The organism is Antarcticimicrobium sp. (assembly GCF_029212575.1).
Classification (GTDB): domain Bacteria; phylum Pseudomonadota; class Alphaproteobacteria; order Rhodobacterales; family Rhodobacteraceae; genus Antarcticimicrobium.
Genome location: NZ_JARGPK010000088.1, coordinates 30,107 through 45,025, shown reverse-complemented (window position 1 = coordinate 45,025; position 14,919 = coordinate 30,107). Strand labels below are relative to the sequence as shown.

14 protein-coding genes are annotated in these 14,919 nt (G+C 68.0%); 4 read left to right on the top strand and 10 right to left on the bottom strand.

The genetic code is table 11. The features are described 5' to 3' along the window. Window positions 1–201 precede the first annotated feature (201 nt). Entirely contained in the window at window positions 202–1,857 is a 1,656-nt protein-coding gene (locus P1U75_RS18405; protein WP_300245889.1) for a DNA polymerase Y family protein, read from the top strand. Between the two features lie 61 nt (window positions 1,858–1,918). After that, window positions 1,919–2,263: a DUF2794 domain-containing protein gene (locus P1U75_RS18400; RefSeq protein ID WP_300245887.1), complete on the top strand. Its 345-nt coding sequence runs from the start codon at window positions 1,919–1,921 to the stop codon at window positions 2,261–2,263. Between the two features lie 19 nt (window positions 2,264–2,282). On the opposite strand, the gene P1U75_RS18395 is transcribed toward P1U75_RS18400, so the two are convergent. The 3 genes from P1U75_RS18395 to P1U75_RS18385 all read right to left on the bottom strand — a co-directional run bounded on the left by P1U75_RS18395 (window position 2,283) and on the right by P1U75_RS18385 (window position 4,966). After that, window positions 2,283–3,140 carry an NlpC/P60 family protein gene (locus P1U75_RS18395; protein WP_300245885.1) on the bottom strand — a complete coding sequence of 286 codons (858 nt, stop codon included), beginning with the start codon at window positions 3,138–3,140 and terminating at the stop codon, window positions 2,283–2,285. Next, complete coding sequence (locus tag P1U75_RS18390) at window positions 3,137–4,519, bottom strand: M17 family metallopeptidase (protein ID WP_300245883.1); 1,383 nt, start codon at window positions 4,517–4,519, stop codon at window positions 3,137–3,139. The genes P1U75_RS18395 and P1U75_RS18390 overlap by 4 nt, the downstream gene beginning before the upstream one ends. Before the next feature lie 66 nt (window positions 4,520–4,585). Beyond that, entirely contained in the window at window positions 4,586–4,966 is a 381-nt protein-coding gene (locus P1U75_RS18385; RefSeq protein WP_300245881.1) for a hypothetical protein, read from the bottom strand. 153 nt (window positions 4,967–5,119) lie between these two features. Between P1U75_RS18385 and P1U75_RS18380 the strand changes: the two genes are divergently transcribed. Then, window positions 5,120–5,770 (top strand): carbonic anhydrase, encoded by a 651-nt coding sequence (locus tag P1U75_RS18380; protein WP_300245880.1) that lies wholly within the window; start codon window positions 5,120–5,122, stop codon window positions 5,768–5,770. Between the two features lie 16 nt (window positions 5,771–5,786). On the opposite strand, the gene P1U75_RS18375 is transcribed toward P1U75_RS18380, so the two are convergent. The 3 genes from P1U75_RS18375 to P1U75_RS18365 form a co-directional block, all read right to left on the bottom strand. Beyond that, window positions 5,787–7,412 (bottom strand): DUF4139 domain-containing protein, encoded by a 1,626-nt coding sequence (locus tag P1U75_RS18375; protein ID WP_300245878.1) that lies wholly within the window; start codon window positions 7,410–7,412, stop codon window positions 5,787–5,789. A 102-nt stretch (window positions 7,413–7,514) separates the two neighbouring features. Then, window positions 7,515–8,537 (bottom strand): aspartate-semialdehyde dehydrogenase, encoded by a 1,023-nt coding sequence (locus tag P1U75_RS18370; protein WP_300245876.1) that lies wholly within the window; start codon window positions 8,535–8,537, stop codon window positions 7,515–7,517. Between the two features lie 78 nt (window positions 8,538–8,615). After that, window positions 8,616–9,785: an MFS transporter gene (locus tag P1U75_RS18365; RefSeq protein ID WP_300245874.1), complete on the bottom strand. Its 1,170-nt coding sequence runs from the start codon at window positions 9,783–9,785 to the stop codon at window positions 8,616–8,618. Between the two features lie 163 nt (window positions 9,786–9,948). Here P1U75_RS18365 and P1U75_RS18360 point away from each other — a divergent pair, with 163 nt between their 5' ends. Beyond that, on the top strand, window positions 9,949–11,091 hold the full coding sequence (locus tag P1U75_RS18360; RefSeq protein ID WP_300245872.1) for a DUF3095 domain-containing protein: 1,143 nt from the start codon (window positions 9,949–9,951) through the stop codon (window positions 11,089–11,091). A 6-nt stretch (window positions 11,092–11,097) separates the two neighbouring features. On the opposite strand, the gene P1U75_RS18355 is transcribed toward P1U75_RS18360, so the two are convergent. The 4 genes from P1U75_RS18355 to P1U75_RS18340 all read right to left on the bottom strand — a co-directional run bounded on the left by P1U75_RS18355 (window position 11,098) and on the right by P1U75_RS18340 (window position 14,831). After that, window positions 11,098–12,168: a branched-chain amino acid ABC transporter permease gene (locus P1U75_RS18355; RefSeq protein WP_300245870.1), complete on the bottom strand. Its 1,071-nt coding sequence runs from the start codon at window positions 12,166–12,168 to the stop codon at window positions 11,098–11,100. A gap of 2 nt (window positions 12,169–12,170) precedes the next feature. Next, window positions 12,171–13,202: a branched-chain amino acid ABC transporter permease gene (locus P1U75_RS18350; RefSeq protein ID WP_300245868.1), complete on the bottom strand. Its 1,032-nt coding sequence runs from the start codon at window positions 13,200–13,202 to the stop codon at window positions 12,171–12,173. Window positions 13,203–13,351: 149 nt separating this feature from the next. Continuing rightward, window positions 13,352–14,074, bottom strand: coding sequence for an ABC transporter ATP-binding protein (locus P1U75_RS18345; RefSeq protein WP_300245865.1), 723 nt, complete (start codon window positions 14,072–14,074; stop codon window positions 13,352–13,354). After that, a complete protein-coding gene (locus P1U75_RS18340; RefSeq protein ID WP_300245862.1) occupies window positions 14,067–14,831 on the bottom strand; it encodes an ABC transporter ATP-binding protein in 765 nt (254 codons plus the stop codon). The genes P1U75_RS18345 and P1U75_RS18340 overlap by 8 nt, the downstream gene beginning before the upstream one ends. Window positions 14,832–14,919: the final 88 nt, after the last annotated feature.

Sequence of the window (14,919 nt, the reverse complement as noted above, 5' to 3'; positions counted from 1 at the left end):
CAGATACCTCCAAAGAATTTGCCGGGACCCTGCGGCAAAGCGGGCCGGGTTTCAATGTCCATTCAGCCGGACCGGCCGGAACTTGCCTCGTCGAAACCGACGGTTTGGGTCGGAACCGCGCCATGCGGGGCGACTCGACTCCCGCCGGGTGGAGAGTATATGAGAGAACAAAATAGGAACAAATCTGGATCTCCGCCGATCATGCCGAAACGTCGGATCCTCTCGCTGTGGTTTCCCCGCCTTGCCGCCGAGCGGGCGCTGCGCCTGGCGCGCGGGGCGCTGGAGGGGCCGCTGGCCGTGGTCGAGGAGCGCGCAAACATGCAGGTCGTCGCATCGCTGGATGCGGCGGGCGAGGCGGCCGGGCTGCGCCTGGGTCAGCCGTTGCGCGATGCCCATGCGGTCTGCGCCGGGCTGGCGACCCGGTCCCGCGATCCGGCGGGCGAGGCGGCTTTCCTGACCGCGCTGCGGCGCTGGGCCGGCAAGTTCAGCCCCTGGGTGGGCGAGCAGGCCCCGGACGGGCTGATGCTGGACCTGACCGGCTGCGCGCATCTCTTTGGCGGCGAGGCGGCACTGCTGGAACAGGCCGAGGCGGATTGCGCCGCCATGGGGCTGAGCCTGCGGGCGGGGCTGGCCGATACCCCGGGCGCAGCCTGGGCGTTGGCGCGTTTCGCCGGGCAGGCGGCCGGATCGGAACGCTCGGGCGATGCCATCGACCAGGAGGCCCGCGCCACCCGCTCCCGCGCCGGCAAGCGGCGGCACTGGACCCGCGGCGGCGCGGCGCCGGGCCTGGCCGCGACCGGCGCGGGCGCGCCCCGGATCGCCCCCCCGGGCAAGGCCTATGGCGCGCTGTCGCCGCTGCCGGTGGCGGCGCTGCGGCTCGACCCCGACACGGTGGCGCAGTTGAACCGGCTGGGGCTGCGCCGCATCGGCGATCTTCTGGGCCAGCCGCGCGCCGGGCTGGCGCGGCGCTTCGGCAAGGGGCTGGTGCACCGCCTGGACCAGGCCATGGGTAGCGCGCCCGAGCCGGTCTCGCCGGCGCGCCCGGAGCGGCGGTTCGCGGTGCGGCTCACCCTGCCCGAGCCGATCGGGCTCAGGGCCGATCTGCTGGCCGGGATCGACCGGATGCTGCCCCGGCTCTGCGCCGGGCTGGAGGCGGCGGGGCAGGGCGCGCGGCAGGTCCGGCTGGAGGCGCATCGCACCGACCGCGCCGCCGAGGCGATCACCGTGGGGCTGGCCCGCCCGGGCAACGACCCGGCGCGCATCCGCCCGCTGCTGGAGCTGAAGCTCGACGGTATCGACGCCGGTTTCGGCATCGACATGCTGCGGCTGGAGGTCACCCGGGCCGAGCCGGTGCATGCCCGCACCGCCGTGGGCCATATGCAGGCCGGCCAGACGGCGCGGACCCGGCTGGAGGACGGCGCGGCGCTGGACGATCTGCTGGGGCGGCTGGGCGCGCGGGTGGGCATGGAGGCGATCACCCGCCGCCACCCGGCCGCCAGCCATATCCCCGAGAAAACCGCGCAGGTGCTGGCCGCCGCCTGGTCCGAACCGGCGGGCGCCTGGCCCGCGCCCGCCGCGCCGCGCCCGCTGCTGCTCTGGCCGCCCGAGCCGGTGATCGCCCCCGACGCGCCGGATCTGCCCGCCGGGTTTCGCTGGCGCGGGCGCGACCGGGCGGCGGTGGCCGCCGCCGGGCCGGAGCGGATCGCGCCGGAATGGTGGCTGGACGATCCCGCCTGGCGCAGCGGGGTGCGCGATTACTGGGCGGTCACCACGCGGGACGGCGACCGGTTGTGGCTGTTCTATGCCCATGGCGCGACGATGTCCCCGGGATGGTTCTGTCACGGGCGGTTCGCCTGAGCTTTCGCCGCAGCGGTGCCGACAGGCTTGATTTGGCGCAAAGACCGCGTAACGTGTCTCCATGAACATGCAGACGCCCAGCGGGTATCCCCACGGCTCCGCCCCGGCCCAGGTCGCCTTCGACCGCCGGGAACTCTCCGTCATTCTGTCTGTCTATGGCCGCATGGTCGCCGCCGGTGAATGGCGCGACTATGGCATTTCCTGCCTGCGCGACATGGCGGTGTTCTCGGTCTTTCGCCGCACCGCCGAACACCCGCTCTACCGGATCGAGAAGCGCCCAAGGCTGCGCGGCAAGCAGGGGCAATACGCGGTTGTCGGCATGGACGGCCAGATCCTCAAGCGTGGTCATGACCTGAAAACCGTGCTGCGGGTGCTGGAGCGCAAGCTGATCCGCGTGGTGGAATAGGCCGCGGAACAGGCCGGCGTCACAGCCGCTTGTGCGCCGTCACCGGCCCGTCGCCCTGCGCCGCGATCCGCGCGATGGCCGCCGTGATGACTTCATAAACCACCGCCATGTGATGCGCATTGGCATGGATCAGCGTCTCGTCATCCACCACCAGCGCCACATGCCCGGCCCAGAACAGCAGATCGCCCCGCTGCGGCGGCGTGCCCTCGGGCAGGGCCTGGCCCAGCTCGGCCTCCTGCTGGTCGCTGTCACCGGGGCAGGCCATGCCGCTGGCGAGACAGGCCGCCTGTATCAGCCCGGAACAATCGATCCCGAACGAGGAATTGCCGCCCCAGAGGTAGGGCGTGCCGAGAAAGAGCGCGGCAACCTCTACCGGGCCGGCCTCGGTGCTTTCGACCGGCGCCAGATGCGCCAAGGGGAGCCAGAGCGGCCGGGGACCGTCTTCGCCCAGGGTAGCGATGCTGGCCCAGGTGCCACGCGTTGCGGTCACGGTGACCCGCGCGCCATGGGACAGCCAGAGCACCTCGTCGCGCGTCTTCAACTCCGGTTCGGCCTTGGCATAGCTGTGGCGGGCGCGCACCCGGTGGGTCGGGACCGGCGCGTCGGGCCAGAGCGCCGCGGCCTCGACCCAGCCGACATGACCGTCGCGCGCGGCAAAGCCGAAGGCCATCGGCCCGCGCCAGTCGAGAACGGTAAACCCCTCGCCCAGCACCAGTTCGCGGTCGCGCGCGCCGCCCTCGGCGCTGGCAAAGAGCGTGGCGCGCGGGGCGGCGGTGATGCAGGGATCGCCGGGAGAGAATCGCGCGGCCTTCACCTGCCCGCGCAGGCTGTCATGGGCAACGCGCCCGTTGAAGCGCAGGCGGCGGCGGTCGCTCAAAGCTTCAGCAACGCCGGCAGCGCATCGAGCAACGCCCGCGCGCCCTGTCCGAAGCCACCCTTGGTCCGGCCCGGTGCCGCCGCAGCGCTCCAGGCGTAGATGTCGAAATGCACATAGCGCGACGCCTCCACAAACCGGCGCAGGAACAGCGCGGCGGTAATCGCCCCGGCCATGCCGCCGCCCGGCGCATTGTCCAGATCGGCGATCCCGGGTTCGATATCCAGCTCATACGGGGGATGGAAGGGCAGCCGCCAGACCGGGTCGGCCACCTTGGCCCCCGCTGTGGCCAGCGCCTTGGCCACACCCTCGTCATCGGTGAAATAGGGCGCGATATCGCCGCCCACAGCCACCCGCGCCGCGCCGGTCAGCGTTGCCATCGACACGATCAGATCGGGGTTGTCCTCGCCCGCCAGCGCCAGCGCGTCGGCCAGCACCAGCCGCCCCTCGGCGTCAGTGTTGTTGATCTCGACCGTCAACCCCTTGCGCGAGGTCAGGATATCGCCGGGCCGGAACGCATTGCCCGACACCGCGTTCTCCACCGCCGGGATCAGCACCCGGAGCTGAACCGGCAGATCCAGCGCCATGATCATCCGGGCCAGCCCCAGCACCGTGGCCGCGCCGCCCATGTCCTTTTTCATCAGCGCCATGCTGCGCGGCGGCTTGATGTCCAGCCCGCCGGTATCGAAACAGACCCCCTTGCCCACCAGCGTCAGCTTTGGCCCCGCCTTGCCCCAGCGCATGTCGATCAGGCGGGGCGCGCGGTCCGAGGCTCGGCCGACCGTGTGGATCATCGGGAAATTCCGGGCCAGCAGGTCGTCGCCCTCGATGGTGTCGATGCCGGCGCCAAAGCTTTCCGCCAGATCCCGAGCGGCGGCCTCCAGATCCGCCGGTCCCATGTCCGAGGCGGGGGTGTTGATCAGGTCGCGGATCAGCCATTCGGAGGCGGCCATCGCCTCGATCCGGGCCGCATCGACCCCCTCGGGGGCGACCAGCCCGCGCGCCGTGCCGCTCTGCGCCCGGTAGCGGTCGAAGCCATAGCCGTCGATCAGCCAGCCGAAGGCCTCGGTTTCCAGCGCCTGACCGGAAAGACCCGAGGCGATGCGATAGGTTCCCGAAGGAAGCGCCTGCGCCGCAGCCGCCAGCAGAAAGCGCCGCCGCGCCTGCTGGGTGGCGTCGCCGTAGCCCGCCAGCGCCATGACCGGCGCGCCATCGCTGCCCGGCACCACCAGCGCCTGCGCCCGCGCGCCGGTAAACCCGTTGGCCTCGACCCAGCGCCGAACGCTGTCGTCCTGCTGTTTCAACCAGTCGTCCATACCGGCCTGGTCGATCACGTGCAGGGGAACGGCAAGGCTATCGGGGGCGGCAAAGGTGGGGGGCATTGCGAGTCTCGCATTCTGGTCCGGGTCCGGGCAGACTATCCGCCCCGCAGGCGGCTGCAAGCCCTGTCAGACCATCACCCCGTGAACCCGGCGAACGGCGCGAAGCGAACTCTCGCCGACCCGGAGCAAGCGCGACAGCGTCGCCGCGAGCGCCACGGCGTCATGCCCTGCCGCCGTGGCGGACACGTGGGCGGCCACCCGGGCGAATTGGCTCATTCCGGCCTGCTCGGCGATCAGGATCATCGAGCGCGCGCATTTGCGCAGCCCGGCCCTGTCGCCCGCCTCCCACAACCGGCGGCACCGGGCCGTTCGCGCCGCAAGTTCCCGGCTTGCCCGTCCGATCGCCCTGTCGGCGCCCTCTTCGCCCAGCTTGTGGTAGAGAAGGCTCAGCCGCGCCTGATCAAGCTGAACTTTCTCGCCGCGTGTCAGGGAGAAAACCACTCCCATCCTGCCCTCCAATGCCTTCGCCATCCTGTCCCACGGGGCCGATCCTCGTGGCGACAGGTTTGCAAAAGGTTTCGAAGAACGCGCCGAATCTCTCGAATTTGTGCGGAATTCAGACTATCTGGTGATCCGATGTCATCAAGCGAGGTATTTTGAATGCAGTTCGCCAAACCATTGCCGAGTTATCTGATCCAACGCTATCAGGGATGGAAGGCGACCGCCTATGCGGAAAACCGGAGCTGGTACCGCCGGTTGGCGACCGAGGGGCAGCGGCCCCGCGCGATGGTGATCTCGTGCTGCGACAGCCGGGTGCACGTGACCTCGATCTTTGGCGCCGACCAGGGCGAGTTCTTCATTCACCGCAACATCGCGAACCTTGTTCCACCCTACGAACCGGACGGTGATCACCACGGCACCTCGGCGACCATCGAGTATGCGGTGACCGTGCTGAAGGTGTCGCACCTGATGGTGCTGGGCCATTCCGAGTGCGGCGGCGTTCAGGGCTGCATCGACATGTGCAAGGGCCACGCACCGGAGTTGGAGGAAAAGGAGAGCTTCGTCGGCCGCTGGATGGATATACTGCGGCCGAAATTCGACCTTGTGGCCGATATCGAAGATGAGGGCGAACAGGCCCGCGCGCTGGAACGGCAGTCGGTTCTGACCTCGCTCTCCAACCTGATGACCTTCCCGTTCGTCTCTGAGGCGGTCGAGGACGGATCGCTCAGCCTACATGGGCTCTGGACCGATATCGGCGAGGGCGGGCTGGAGTATTATGACCCCAAATCGGGGGAATTCGTGCAGATCTGAAACCGGTGTGCGCGGCTCAGCGCAGGATGTATCCTTCCGGCCAGTTCAGCCGGGTTTCCAGCCGCAGGGTCTGCTCCGCTCCGGCGGGCAGCGGGAAACGCCACTCCAGCACGCCGCGCATGCCGTCCGCATCGGTGATCCCGGGCTTCGGCGTCGCGCTCCAGTCGATGCTCAGATCCTCCTGCTCGGAATAGGGCACCCGGTCGCGCAGCCTGACCTGCCAGTCGGTGCCGGTCAGGTTCATGATCTCGAACTCCCGCGTCTCGGTCCGTTCGCTGGATTTGCTCAGCACGCCGCGGTCGCCCTCGTTGCGGTCGCGCAGGATGGATTTAAGCCGCAGCCCCTCGATCGGGCCGAAGGACAGCTCGGTTTCCTCTCCGGCGGCGATCAGGGGCATCCGCCCGAGGCCGGTGAACTGCCCGTCGAGATAAAGGTGCATCCGCTCCGACGGCAGCAGGATCTCGCCCATGTCGTTGACGAAACGGGCGGTGACAAAGGCGGTTTCGTCGAAACGCGGCGCGGCACGGGCAAAGATCTGCGGCTCCAGCGCGATCTCACCCAGCGGGATGCGCACCGCGTCGGTGCCCGGCGCCAGGGTGACCGGCGGGGCATAGTCATAGGTCACGCTGATCCCGTCCAGCGCCGCGCCGATCGACGCGGCCTCCTCGAAAACGACCGGGGCCTCGACCCTTGGCGCCTGTGCGGCACCGGCGAAATCGGCGCGCTGCAACGCCTTGGGCTCGGGGCGCTCGACGATCCGAAGCCTTTGCGAAACCACCTCCGAGGGGGTGGAGCGTGCGGCGGGGTCTACCGTGGACAGTTGCAGCGCCACGTCGCGCCAGGTTTCGCCGCTGTCCTGCGCCACCCAGGCCACGCGGGCCAGCGTCAGGCGCGGGGTATCGCCGCGACTCAGCCTAGCCTCGTAACCCGGTTGCCACATCGCATCGGGGGTCAGGTAGCTGACCGTGACCATCCCCTCGCTCGCCGCCCCGGCGGTGACGGTCAGGGTCAGTTCGACCGGGTCCGCCACATCCGGCACCAACGCGGCGAGCGCCTGTTGCGCGCGGGCAAGTTCCTCGGTCAGGTCCTTCAGCGGATCGTTCAGCGCCCGGGCGGCCTGTTGCGCCTGCAGGGCGGCGGCCTTTGCGGCCAAGGTTTCCTCGGCGACCATGGTGGAGATCTCGCGCAGGCTGATCACGTCCTGGCCGGCGATGCCGTCACGCTCGCCCAGCCCGGCGAGGAAACCCAGCTTCGCCTCTGCCGCAGCGACGCCCAGCAAATGTTCGGCGCGCTTGTCCTGCAGGTCCCGGATCGCGCGGTCGATACGGGTGACCTCGTCGCGGGCGGCCGCGACCGCCGGACTTTCCCCGGTGTCGCGCGGCGGCAGGTTCTCGCTACGTGCCGACAGGGTCTCAAGCACCGCCCCCTCGACCGAGAACCGCAACTCATCCAGCGGCACGCCCGGATCGGCGCCGCGCAGGATCAGCCGGTGCCGGCCCTGCGGGATGGCAAAGGGAACCCGGCGCTCCACCGTCGCGCCGGTGGGATGCATCGTGACATGGGTGACCGGGGCCTCCATAACGAACTGGTCGGCCAGGCCGACCGTGGGCAGCATTGCTGCGAGAAAAATGAATCTACGCATGAAAACACCTTTGAGAATCCTTTTCCAAGGGTGCGCGCGACGGCCGAAAAGAACAAGGGCGCCCGAAAAGGCGCCCTTGTCCGACATTCATTCCGGTCAGGTTCAGCCCTTTTTCAGAACCTCGCGCCCCAGCAGCTCGGCGATCTGCACCGCGTTCAGCGCCGCGCCCTTGCGCAGGTTGTCGGAAACGCACCACAGGTTCAGACCGTTGTCGATGGTGCTGTCCTGGCGGATGCGGCTGATGAAGGTGGCGAAATCGCCGACGCATTCGATCGGCGTGACATAGCCGCCGTCCTCGCGCTTGTCGATCACCATGATGCCGGGAGCTTCGCGCAGGATGTCGCGCGCCTCGTCCTCGTCGAGGTGATCCTCGAACTCGATATTGATCGCCTCGGCATGGCCGACAAAGACCGGCACGCGCACGCAAGTCGCGGTGACCTTGATCTTGGGGTCGATGATCTTCTTGGTCTCGGCGACCATCTTCCATTCTTCCTTGGTCGAGCCGTCCTCCATGAAGACGTCGATATGCGGAATCACGTTGAAGGCGATCTGCTTGGTGAATTTCTTCTGCGTGATATCCGATGTCGGGTTGTAGACAGCCTTGGTCTGGTCCCAAAGCTCGTCCATCCCCTCCTTGCCGGCGCCGGAGACCGATTGATAGGTGGACACCACGACGCGCTTGATCCTGGCGCGGTCATGCAGCGGTTTCAGCGCCACAACCATCTGCGCGGTCGAGCAGTTGGGGTTGGCGATGATGTTTTTCTTGCCATAGCCGTGCACCGCCTGCGGGTTCACCTCGGGCACGATCAACGGAACTTCCGGGTCGTAGCGGTAGAGCGAGCTGTTGTCGATCACCACGCAGCCCGCCCTGGCGGCCATCGGCGCGTATTTCTTGGTGGCATCCGAGCCGATGGCAAAAAGCGCCATGTCCCATCCGGTGAAATCGAAGGTGTCCAGATCCTGGGTCTTGAGGGTGGTGTCGCCAAAACTCACCTCGGTGCCCAGCGACCGGCGGCTTGCCAGCGCGGCGATCTCATCAACCGGGAACTGGCGCTCGGCCAGGATGTTCAGCATTTCGCGGCCCACGTTACCCGTGGCACCCGCGACGACGACGCGATAACCCATGATGTCCTCTCTTGCGATACGGCCGGTCACGTGACCGGCTGCGGTGTCATATAGGCTTTGGCACAAGGAAAAAAGGGGTCAGTCGATGCTGTCCCGGCTGAACAGGTAAAGAACCGTTCCGATCAGCAGCGCCAGCGCGAGGAATGCGAAAATCGCGGCATAGGGCGCCGAGGCGGCGCCACCGGCAAGGCCGGTGTGAAGCCGCCCGGTAACGAATTGCATCAACCCCACCCCGCCGATGCCGAAGAGGTTCATCAAGGTCACGCCGCGCCCGACCAGATGGGCGGGAAAAAACGCCCGCCCGTGGGCGATGATTACCGGGAAGTAGCCACCGAGAAAGCCCACCGCGGCCAGCAATGCCACCGAGAGCAGCGGGCTGACCTCGATCGCCGCGATCAGCCAGACCAGCGCGGCGACCGATCCCAGCGCACCGCCAGCCACGACCCATTTGCGGGTGCCCAGCAGCCGGTCCATCGGGCCATAGCACAGCGTTCCGGCGATCATCGCCGCCCCCATCGCCAGCGTCGCCTGCCCGATCTGCGGCGTGGTGAGGTGAAACACATCCGCCAGGTAGGGGCCGATCCACAGCCCCCGAACAGTGGCCGCCGGGGCGTAATTGACCAGCATCATCGGCAGGATCAGCCACATCACCGGCAGTTTCAGAAGATCTAGGACCGAGCCCTTCGCCGTGCTTTCCACCCGCGCCGGGTCGCGCACCGAGACAAAGATCCCCGCCGCCACCAGCGCCGAAAGCGCCGCCAGCCCGGCCAGCGTGCCACGCCAGCCGATCAGCTCGGCCGCCAGCGCGGTCGGGTAGGAGGCCACGATATTGCCGGCCGAGCCGACCCCCAGCATCAGCGCGGCCAGCGTTGCAAAGCGCGCCGGCGGGTATTCCCGCGCGAAGATGTAGTAGGAGGCCATGAGAACCGGCGAACAGCCGATCCCGATCAGGAACATGGCGATGGAGATATGCGCCGGGCTGCTGGCCAGCGCGAAAACCGCCGCCCCGCCACCACCGCCCAGCAGCAGCAAGGCCGCCGCGCTGCGCCGCGGCCCCAGGTGGTCGAGCGACCAGCCCACCGGAATCTGCATCGCTGCGAAGGACAGGAACCACAGCCCCGAGGCGGTGGCCAGCGCCTCGGGCGCGGCGCCCAGATCGCGTTCGAGAACCTCGCTCAGCACGGCCAGGAACGCCCGGAAAAATTGGCTCAGAACATAGGCCAGACAAAGCCAGATCAATCCCGCCACGCGACGTCCCCTCACTACAGTGCACCCGTCGGTTGCGTCGCATGTTCGGGAACCGCGCACAAGTGCGTGTCGCACTGAAATGTGGAATGGATTGCCACCCTGGCGCGGCCTACTTCTAATGGGCTCGGGTTTCACACCGGGCATCGATGACTGGGGGGATGGCGTGGGGAACGATGACGGGTTTTACGATCGGCTGCCGCCGCAGTCGGATTTCGCCGCGCTGGTGGATCAGGACGGTTTCGCGCCGGTGCCGGGCGACTGGCTGGTCGGAACCGCCGACATCGTCGGCTCGACCGCCGAAATCGCCAAGGGGCGCTACAAGGCGGTGAACATGGCTGGAGCGGCGGTGATTTCGGCGATGCTGAACGCTCTGGAGGGGCGCCGGCTCCCCTTCGTGTTCGGCGGCGACGGCGCCTCCTTTGCCATAGCGCCGCAGGATGCGCCGCTTGCGCGCGACGCACTGGCGGCGGTGCGGCGCTGGACCGAGGCCGATCTTGGTATGTCGATGCGCGCCGCCCTCGTGCCCGTCTCCGATATCCGTGCCGCCGGGCACGATCTGCGCGTGGCGCGCTTCGCCGCCTCGCAGGGAGTGGATTACGCGATGTTCTCCGGCGGCGGCATGGCCTGGGCCGAGGCGCGGATGAAGGCCGGCGGTTATGCTGTGCCGCCCGCGCCCGAAGGCACGCAGCCCGACCTTGCCGGCCTGTCCTGCCGCTGGTCGAACCTGCGCGCGCGCAATGGTCTGATCCTGTCGCTGGTGGTGCAGCCGGAACCGAGGGCCGATCCCTTGGCTTTCGCGCGGGTGGCGCGTCAGGTGGTCGAGATCGCGGGCCATCTCAGCCGCGCTGGGCATCCGATCCCCGTGGCCGGGCCGGGCGTCGGCTGGCCGCCGCCGGGCCTGTCGCTGGAGGCGCAGGCGTCGCACGGCAGATCCTCGCACCTGCGGCGCAAGCTGGCGCTTCTGGTCCAGACCCTGCTGGCCTGGGCGCTTTTCAGGACCGGGCTGCGGCTGGGCGGGTTCGAGCCGTCCGCCTATGCCGCGCAGGTCAGCGCCAATGCCGATTTCCGCAAGTTCGACGACGGGCTGAAGATGACGCTGGATTGCGACAGGAGCACCCGCGACCGGATCGTCGCAGTTCTGGAGGCCGCCGAACGGGCGGGGGCGATCCGCTACGGGCTGCACGAACAGGACGAGGCGCTGGTCACCTGCTATGTCCCTTCGGTCCAGCAGGACGACCACGTGCATTTCGTCGACGGCGCCGCCGGCGGCTACACCCGCGCGGCGGCACGGCTCAAGTCGCGCTGAGCCTGCTTATTTCCCGCCACGCAATCGCCCGACGACGCCGGTGGGAAAGAAATAGACGCTGAGGATGAACAGCACCCCCAGCCACAAGAGCCAGCGGTCGGCGCTCAGCAGCTGGGGCAGCACCGGCACCCCCTCGACCAGCCCCGAGGCGGCGCCCATCAGGGTTTGCAGATAATTCTGCGCCAGCACGAACAGCGTGGCGCCGATCACCGCGCCGTACATGGTGCCCATGCCGCCGATCACCACCATCAGCAGGATGTCGATCATCAGTTCCATCGACAGGGTGGTCTCGGGGCCGACGTAACGCAGCCAGACCGCATAGAGCGATCCTGCCAGCGCCGCGACCGCCGCCGAAAGGCAGGTGGCGGCGACGCGGTAGTAGACCACGCGATAGCCGATCGCCTCGGCGCGGAAATCGTTTTCTCGGATCGCCAGCAGCACCCGGCCAAAGGGTGAGTTCACCACCCGCAGCAGCATCAGGAACAGCACCAGCGCGCCCGCGAAGACAAAGTAATAGGCCAGCAGCTTGCCGTTCAATGTCACCCCGAAGAGCTCGCCGCCCAAGGCCTCCTTGCCGAACTTGAAGGCCGGGCCAAGCGCGCGCGGCAGTTTGAAGGTCAGCCCGTCCTCGCCCCCGGTCAGTCCCGACATCTGGCTGACCAGCACAGCCACCGCCGAGGCCACCGCCAGTGTGATCATGGCAAAGAAGATCGCCCGCACCCGCAGCGAAAACAGCCCGATCAGCAGCGCCAGCGCCGCCGCCATCACCGCCCCGGCGCCGGCGCCGACGAAAATCGGGCCAAATCCGCGCCCCATATGGGTCAGCGCCAGCGCCACGCCATAGGCGCCGATACCGAAGAACATGGTATGGGCGAAACTGACGATACCGCCATAGCCCAGCAGCAGATCGTAGCTCGCCACTAGCAGGATGAAGACACAGATGCGCGCCGCCGTGTCCACCGTGCGCACGCCGGGAAACAGGAACGGCGCCAGCGCCAGGCAGACCAGGATCGCAACAAGGATTACCGCCAGGATGCGGCTGCGCGGCATGTCGCCGGAGAGGAGGGACTGCAACATGCTCATTTCGCCTTTACCACCGGGATCATGCCCATCGGGCGCCACATCAGGATCGCCACCATCAGGGCGATGTTGGAAATCAACGCCGCCTTTGGCTCGAGAAAGGCGACGTAGTTCTGCAGCAGCCCGACCAGCAGCGCGCCGATGAAACAGCCCTCGACGCTGCCCAGCCCGCCGATGATCACAACGATGAAGATCAGGATCATCGCCTGGTTGCCCATATGGGCGGTGATCACCTCCTGATAGAGGCCCCACATCACGCCGCCCAGCCCGGCCAGCGCCGATCCGGCGATGAAGACACCGACAAAGACCCGCCGCAGCCGGTATCCCAGCGCCTGCACCATCTCGCCGTTCTGCACCCCGGCGCGCACGATCAATCCGATCCGCGTGCGCCGCAGCACGAACCGCATGGCGGCAAAGACCACCAGCCCGACCACCACCGCGACCAGCCGGTATTTCTCCAGCGCGGCCCCGGCAAAGGTGATCGCGCCCTTCAGGCTTTCGGGGCGGGCGATATAGATCTCCTCCGGCCCCCAGAGCACGATGATCAGTTGCTCCACCACGATCAGCCCGCCCATGGTGACCAGGATCTGCTTCAGGTGATGGCCATAGACCGGCATCACGATCACCTTTTCAAAGGCCCAGCCCATCGCGCCGGTGGCCGCCATCGCGCCGAGCACCGCCAGCATCAGCGCCACCAGGTTCAGCCCCAGGCTGGGCGCGCCGGTCATCTGGCCCAGCATCAGCAACACGGTGACCCCGACAAAGGCCCCGACCGAGACAAAGGCGCCGTGGCCGAAATTGATCACGTCCATCAGCCCGAACACCAGCGTCAGCCCCGAGGCCATGATGAAGATCATCATCCCCATCGCCAGCCCCGAGACGGTCAGCGTCAGCCAGCTCGAGGTTTCCGGGATCGCCAGCGCCCCCAGCACCACCAGCGCCGGCACCAGCAGCACCGGCATCCACGGGCCCAGCCGCTGGGCCAGGCTCAGCTCCGCCATCTTCGGCGCGTGTTTAGGTGCGGCCGTCATCGCCGCGCCCCCCGTATCGTCTTGCCGCACATGCTCAAGTGTCTCATGTCCTGCGCCTCACCCCCTGCAGCAGACCGGGATGGCGAACCGCCTTCCCCTGCTTCTTCTCGTTCCAAATACTCAAATCCGGACGTCCGCCGGGCCCCCCCTCAGTGCGCCTCCAGGCTCAGCCCCATCAGCCGCTCCTGCAATTCCGCATCCCCAGCCAGCTTTGCCATCGCGCCCGACCAGATGACCCGCCCGTCGTCCATCACGTTGGCTGTGTCCCCCAAGGCGCGGGCAACCGCGAAATTCTGCTCCACCAGCAGGATCGAGGCGCCCTGCGCCTTCAACTCCTTCAGCGCCCGCGCCATCGTCGACACGATGGCCGGTGCCAAGCCCTTGGTCGGTTCGTCGATCAGATAGAGCTTGCGCTCCTCGATCATCGCGCGGGCAATCGAGAGCATCTGTTTCTGCCCGCCCGACAGGTTGCCCGCCTCCGAGCTCCAGAAGGTCTTGAGCGGCGGAAAGGCGGAAAACACCCAGTCCAGCCGGGCGCTGTCGATCGGACCCGAGGCGGCGGCCAGGACCATGTTCTCCTCGACCGTCAGGTCGGAAAAGATGCCCATGTCCTCGGGCACGAAGCCGACGCCGGATCGCGCGATGGCGGGGGTCGGCTTGGCGGTGATGTCCTCGCCGTCGAACATCACCCGGCCCTTGTGGGCGCGCCAGTGGCCGATCACGGTGCGCAACGTGGTGGTCTTGCCCACCCCGTTGCGGCCCAGCAGCATGGTCACCTGTCCGCGCGGCACCTCCAGCTCTACCCCCTGCAGGATGTGGTACTGGGCGATGTTGGTGCAGACGCCCTCCAGCCGCAGGATCGGGTCAGACATCTTCCAGCTCCTTGCCCATGTAGGCCTCCTGCACCACGTCCGAGGCCATCACCTCGGCCGGCGGGCCGTCTGCGGCGAGTTCACCGTTGTGCAGCACGATGATGCGGTCGGCGAGGGTGCGGATCACGTCCATCTTGTGCTCGACCAGCAGGATGGTGCGGTCGTTCTGCGCCTTCAGCTCGGCGATCAGGTCCAGCACAACCGGCGCCTCGTCCACGCTCATCCCCGCGGTGGGCTCGTCGAACATGTAGACCGCCGGATCGAGCGCGATCAGCAGCGCCACCTCCAGCTTGCGCTGGTTGCCGTGCGACAGTTCCGAGACCACCTGCCCGGCCAGGTCGGCCAGCCGCACCCGTTCCAGCACCGCCTCGGCGGCCTCGGTCAACTCGCTGTGCCTGCTGGCCATCGACCACAGGTTGAAGCCCTGCCCGGAGTGCGATTGCACCACCAGGCGGACATTCTCCAGCACCGTCAGGTCGGGAAACAGGTTGGTCAGCTGGAACGCCCGGCCGATCCCGGCCTTGGTGCGCTGCGAGGCCGACATCCCGGCAAGGTCGCGCCCGCGCAGGAACACCTTGCCGCCCGTGGCGGGGATCTGGCCCGAGATCAGGTTGAAATAGGTGGTCTTTCCGGCGCCGTTGGGGCCGACGATTGCGGTCAGTTCTCCGGCCTGAAAGGCGCAGCTCACGGCATCCACCGCCACATGGCCGCCAAAGCGTACGGTCAGGTCCTGGGTTCTGAGAATGGGGTCGGTCATCTGTCCTGTCCTTCCCGGTCCCGCGGCGGACGCGGGCGGGGACGGTATCCGGAGGGATCGGACCGGGGCGGATCGGTCAACCGACCCG

What these genes read in the sequence shown, in the direction of transcription:
- P1U75_RS18355 (WP_300245870.1), bottom strand. Translation starts at nt 12,168, where the DNA reads ATGTTGCAGTCCCTCCTCTCCGGCGACATGCCGCGCAGCCGCATCCTG.
- P1U75_RS18405 (WP_300245889.1), top strand. Translation starts at nt 202, where the DNA reads ATGCCGAAACGTCGGATCCTCTCGCTGTGGTTTCCCCGCCTTGCCGCC.
- P1U75_RS18385 (WP_300245881.1), bottom strand. Translation starts at nt 4,966, where the DNA reads ATGGGAGTGGTTTTCTCCCTGACACGCGGCGAGAAAGTTCAGCTTGAT.
- P1U75_RS18345 (WP_300245865.1), bottom strand. Translation starts at nt 14,074, where the DNA reads ATGTCTGACCCGATCCTGCGGCTGGAGGGCGTCTGCACCAACATCGCC.
- P1U75_RS18375 (WP_300245878.1), bottom strand. Translation starts at nt 7,412, where the DNA reads ATGCGTAGATTCATTTTTCTCGCAGCAATGCTGCCCACGGTCGGCCTG.
- P1U75_RS18350 (WP_300245868.1), bottom strand. Translation starts at nt 13,202, where the DNA reads ATGACGGCCGCACCTAAACACGCGCCGAAGATGGCGGAGCTGAGCCTG.
- P1U75_RS18370 (WP_300245876.1), bottom strand. Translation starts at nt 8,537, where the DNA reads ATGGGTTATCGCGTCGTCGTCGCGGGTGCCACGGGTAACGTGGGCCGC.
- P1U75_RS18380 (WP_300245880.1), top strand. Translation starts at nt 5,120, where the DNA reads ATGCAGTTCGCCAAACCATTGCCGAGTTATCTGATCCAACGCTATCAG.
- P1U75_RS18390 (WP_300245883.1), bottom strand. Translation starts at nt 4,519, where the DNA reads ATGCCCCCCACCTTTGCCGCCCCCGATAGCCTTGCCGTTCCCCTGCAC.
- P1U75_RS18340 (WP_300245862.1), bottom strand. Translation starts at nt 14,831, where the DNA reads ATGACCGACCCCATTCTCAGAACCCAGGACCTGACCGTACGCTTTGGC.
- P1U75_RS18400 (WP_300245887.1), top strand. Translation starts at nt 1,919, where the DNA reads ATGAACATGCAGACGCCCAGCGGGTATCCCCACGGCTCCGCCCCGGCC.